The sequence below is a fragment of the Melaminivora alkalimesophila genome (assembly GCF_000282995.1).
GTDB lineage: Bacteria > Pseudomonadota > Gammaproteobacteria > Burkholderiales > Burkholderiaceae_C > Melaminivora > Melaminivora alkalimesophila.
This window is the reverse complement of sequence record NZ_ALEE01000684.1, coordinates 1-4,242: the sequence shown is the minus strand read 5'-3', so window position 1 is coordinate 4,242 and position 4,242 is coordinate 1. Positions and strand designations below refer to the sequence as shown.

At 72.1% G+C, this 4,242-nt stretch carries 2 protein-coding genes; one reads left to right on the top strand and one right to left on the bottom strand.

Annotated elements, in window-relative coordinates:
- Positions 1-3,428 (top strand): sensor domain-containing protein (locus tag A612_RS13340; RefSeq protein ID WP_019374964.1); only part of this gene is annotated, 3,428 nt, incomplete at its 5' end.
- Positions 3,429-3,441: 13 nt separating this feature from the next.
- Here the strand turns inward: A612_RS13340 and A612_RS13335 are convergent.
- Positions 3,442-4,242 (bottom strand): AMP-binding enzyme (locus A612_RS13335; protein ID WP_019374963.1); only part of this gene is annotated, 801 nt, incomplete at its 5' end.

The window sequence follows — 4,242 nt, the reverse complement described above, 5'->3', positions numbered from 1 at the left end:
CGGTCGCCACGGACACCCTGCTGTCGCCGGCAGGCCTGGCCTCGCTGGCCGGGCCGATCGAGAAGACGGCATGGCGCTACGGTCTCAGCGCCGCCTTGCTGTGCGCCGTGGCGTCGTTGTTTCGCAGCCGCGCGCACTCCCTGCTGCTGTTGCACCAGCGCGAGCTCGACCTGGCGGGCGCGCTGCGCGCCTCGGGGGCGGGGCGCTGGGAATGGGACGTCGGACTGGGGCGGTGGTCCTATGGCGGGCGGCTCTACCGCGACTTCGGGCTGCGCGACAGCCCCGAGGACGGTGCCGGAGCGCTGGCCCACGTGCTGCTGCCCAGCCGGCGCTGGCGGCGCTGGGCGCGCTCGCGCCTGCACCGCAGCGACATCCGCCGCCTGCGCCCCTACCTGCGGCGCGTGCTCGAGGGGCGTGAGCACACCGTCCAGGCAGAGCTGCGCATGTGCGATGACCAGGGCCGCTGGCACTGGCTGATCCTGCGCGGCCACGCGGTGGCCACCGATGCGCGGGGCCGCGCGCTACGCCTCGCGGGGATGCAGCTGGACATCACCGAGGAGCGCGAGATGCTGGAGGCGCTGCGCGCCTCGGAGGAGCGCTACACCACCGTCTACCAGACGCTGCCCGACGCCGCCGGCATCACGATGCTGGCCGATGGCCGCTACCTGGACGTGAACCCGGCCTTCGAACGGCTGTTCTCCCTGCCCCGGGAACAGATCGTCGGGCGCACCTCGCTGGAACTGGGCATCTGGCGCGACCTGGCCGAGCGCGACCGGCTTCTGGACGCGCTGGAACACCACGGCGAGGCGCGCGGCCTGCCGATGACGGCCTACCGGGGCGAGCAGCGCGTGCCCGGCCTGATGTCGGCACGCACCACGCACCTGGGCGGCGAAGCGCACGTGATCTTCGTCTTCCACGATCTGTCGCAGGAACAGCGCGTGCGCGACGAACTGCTGGCCGCCAACAGCCTGCTGCGCCAGGCCGGCTGGCTGGCGCGCCTGGGCGTGTGGACGCAGCGACCCGGCCAGGGACTGATCTACTGGTCGGACGTCTGTTTCGACATCCACGGGCTCGAGCCGGGCGCGCCCCTTCCCGCGGATTACCTCGAAACCTTCGTCGCCCCGGAGTGGCGCGAGCCGCTGCGCGCGCAGATGCGCCAGAGCCTGCGCGCCCACGCTGCCTGGCACCTGGAGATGGAGATCGTGCGCGCCGACGGACGCCGGCTGTGGGTGCGGGCGCGCGGCGAACCGGTCCTGGAAGGCGGCCGGGTGGTGTCGATGCGCGGCATCCTCCAGGACATCGACGAGATGCGCCGCGCGACCCAGGAGCTGCGCGCCTCGGAAGAGCGCCTGGCGCGCATTTTCCGGCTGATGCCCTCGCCCATGGGCTTCTCGCGCCGCGCCGACGGCACCTACCTGGACGTGAACCCGGCGTGGGAGGCAGCGCTCGGCCACCCGCGCGAGCAGGCCATCGGCCGGACGGCGGTCGAGATAGGCATCCTCACGACCGAGCAACGCGCCACCATGGCCGAGCTGGCGCGCAAGCGCGGTGAGCTGATCGGCCACGAGACCGAAGTCGTCACCGCCTCCGGCGAACGGCGCACGCTGCTGCAGTCGCTCAGCACGGTACAGCTGCACGGCGAGGACTGCTGGCTGTTCGTGCTGCACGACATCACCGAGCGCAAGCGCGGCGAGCAGCTGGTGCGCGAGCGTGAGGAACTGCTATCGCTGACCATTGCCGCCGCCTCGCTCGGCCTGTGGGATTGGGACCTGGAGGCCGGCACCGTCTCGGGCGACCCGCGCTGGCGCGCCATGCTGGGGCTTCCCGAGGCCCCGGCTGCCCTGCCCTGGACCTCGGTGTTCGGCGAGGCCGACACCTCGACCATCGCCCGCGGCCTGGCCCGCCATCTCGGCCATCCGGACCAGCCGTTCGACATCACCGTGGCCGCGCCCTCCCAGGACCGTGCCGAGTGCTGGGTCCGCAACCTCGGCAAGGTGGTCGCCCGCACGGCCCAGGGCGAGCCGCAGCGCATGGTGGGCCTGTCCATGGACGTGACGGGGCAGCGCGCGCACGAGCAGCAGCTCGAGCGCATGGCGCACTACGACGCCCTTACCGGGCTGGCCAACCGCGCGCTGCTCGAGCGCCTGCTGCGCGAGGGCATGCTGCGCAGCGACGCCGGTGGCACCCTGCTGGGCGTGGCCTACCTCGATCTGGACGGCTTCAAGCCCATCAACGACCGCTTCGGCCACGCCGCCGGCGACCGCCTGCTGGTGCTGGTGGCGGAACGCCTCCGACGCGCGCTGCGCTCGGGCGACAGCGTGGCGCGCCTGGGCGGGGACGAGTTCGTCCTGCTGCTGCACGGGCTGGGCGATGGCATCGCTTGCGGCGAGCGGCTGCACAGCGTGCTGGCGAGCATCTCCGCGCCCTACCTGCTGGGCACCGAGCAGGTGGTGGTCACCGCCAGCATCGGCTACACCCTCTACCCGGAAGACGGCCCGGACGCCGACACCCTGCTGCGCCACGCCGACCAGGCGATGTACATGGCGAAGCAGGACGGCCGCAACCGCTGCCATGCCTTCGACGCCGCGCACGAGCGCGCGCAGCACATGCGCCGCATCGAGCGGGCGCGGCTGCTGGATGCGCTGGCGGGAGGCGAGCTGGAGCTCTACCTGCAGCCCAAGGTGGACATGCGCCTGGGCGTGGTCGTCGGCGCCGAGGCCCTGGCGCGCTGGCGCCACCCCGAGCGCGGCGTGCTCGCGCCGGCGGCCTTCCTGCACCTGGTGGACGGAAGCGCCGAACTGCAGGCCATCTTCGGGGAATGGGTGGTGGACACGGCATTGCAACTCATCGCCCGGCTGATGCACGCCGGCCTGCACCTGCCGATCAGCATCAACATCACGCCCGAGCACCTGCACCGCGAAGGCTTCGCGGACTGGATGGCGTCGCGCATGGCGCGCTGCCCGCAGGTGCCGGCGCGGCTGCTCCAGCTGGAACTGACCGAAAGCGCCGCCCTCTACGACATCGAACACGTGGCGCGCGAGCTGGACCGCGTGCGGGCCCAGGGCGTGGGCATCGCCTTCGACGATTTCGGCACCGGCTATTCGTCGCTCACCTACCTGCGGCGCCTGCCCATCGATCACCTCAAGCTGGACCGCAGCTTCATCGCCGGAATGCTGCACGACACGGGCGACCGCGCCATCGTGCAGGCAGTGATCGGTCTGGGCCGCTCCTTCGGTTGCGAGACCGTCGCCGAAGGCGTGGAAACCGAGGAGCAGGGCCTGGCGCTGCTGCAGATGGGTTGCCAGCTGGCGCAGGGCTACTGCATCGCCGCGCCCATGCCGGCCGGGGATTTCGCCGGCTGGGCGCGCACATGGGCGGCGCCGCCCGCCTGGTGCGAGGCCGCCGCCGGCGCGCGCCGGCGGGCGTAGCGCGCCGCGGCCCTCAGCCCAGCTGCGCCTGGATCTCGCGCAGCGCCGCCGGGTCTTCCATGGTCGTGAGGTCGCCCGGATCGCGCCGCTCCGCCACCGCCTGCAGGGCGCGGCGCAGCAGCTTGCCGCTGCGCGTCTTGGGCAGCAGGTTCACGAACAGCACGCGCGAGGGCCGCGCGACCGCACCCAGCTGCGCGTCCACGCGCTTCATGATCTCGGCCTCCAGCGCCTGGCGCGCGGCCTCGTCCTGCAGGCCCGCCGCATCGCGCGGCACGGCAAACGCCATCGCCGACTGGCCCTTGAGCGTGTCCGCCACCCCGACCACCGCCACCTCGGCAATGCGCGGATGCCCGGCGATGCACTCCTCGATCTCGCGTGTGCCCAGCCGGTGTCCCGCCACGTTGATCACGTCGTCCGTGCGCCCCAGGATGAAGTAATAGCCGTCCGCATCGCGGATGCCCCAGTCGAAGGTGCTGTAGATCAGCCGGTTCGGGATGCTCTTCCAGTAGGTCTCCACGAAGCGCGCATCGTCGCGCCAGACGGTCTGCAGACAACCCGGCGGCAGCGGCCCCTCGATGGCCACCACCCCCTTCTGGTTGGGCTCGGTCAGTTCCTCGCCGGTCGCCTCGTCGATCAGCTTGACGTTGTAGCCATAGACCGCCTTGCCCGGGCTGCCGAAGCGCGAGGGCTGCGGCTGCACGCCGTTGCACAGCGTGAGGATCGGCCAGCCGGTCTCGGTCTGCCAGTAGTTGTCGATGATCGGGATGCGCAGCGCGTCGCTGATCCAGTTGGCCGTGGGCTCGTCCAGCGGCTC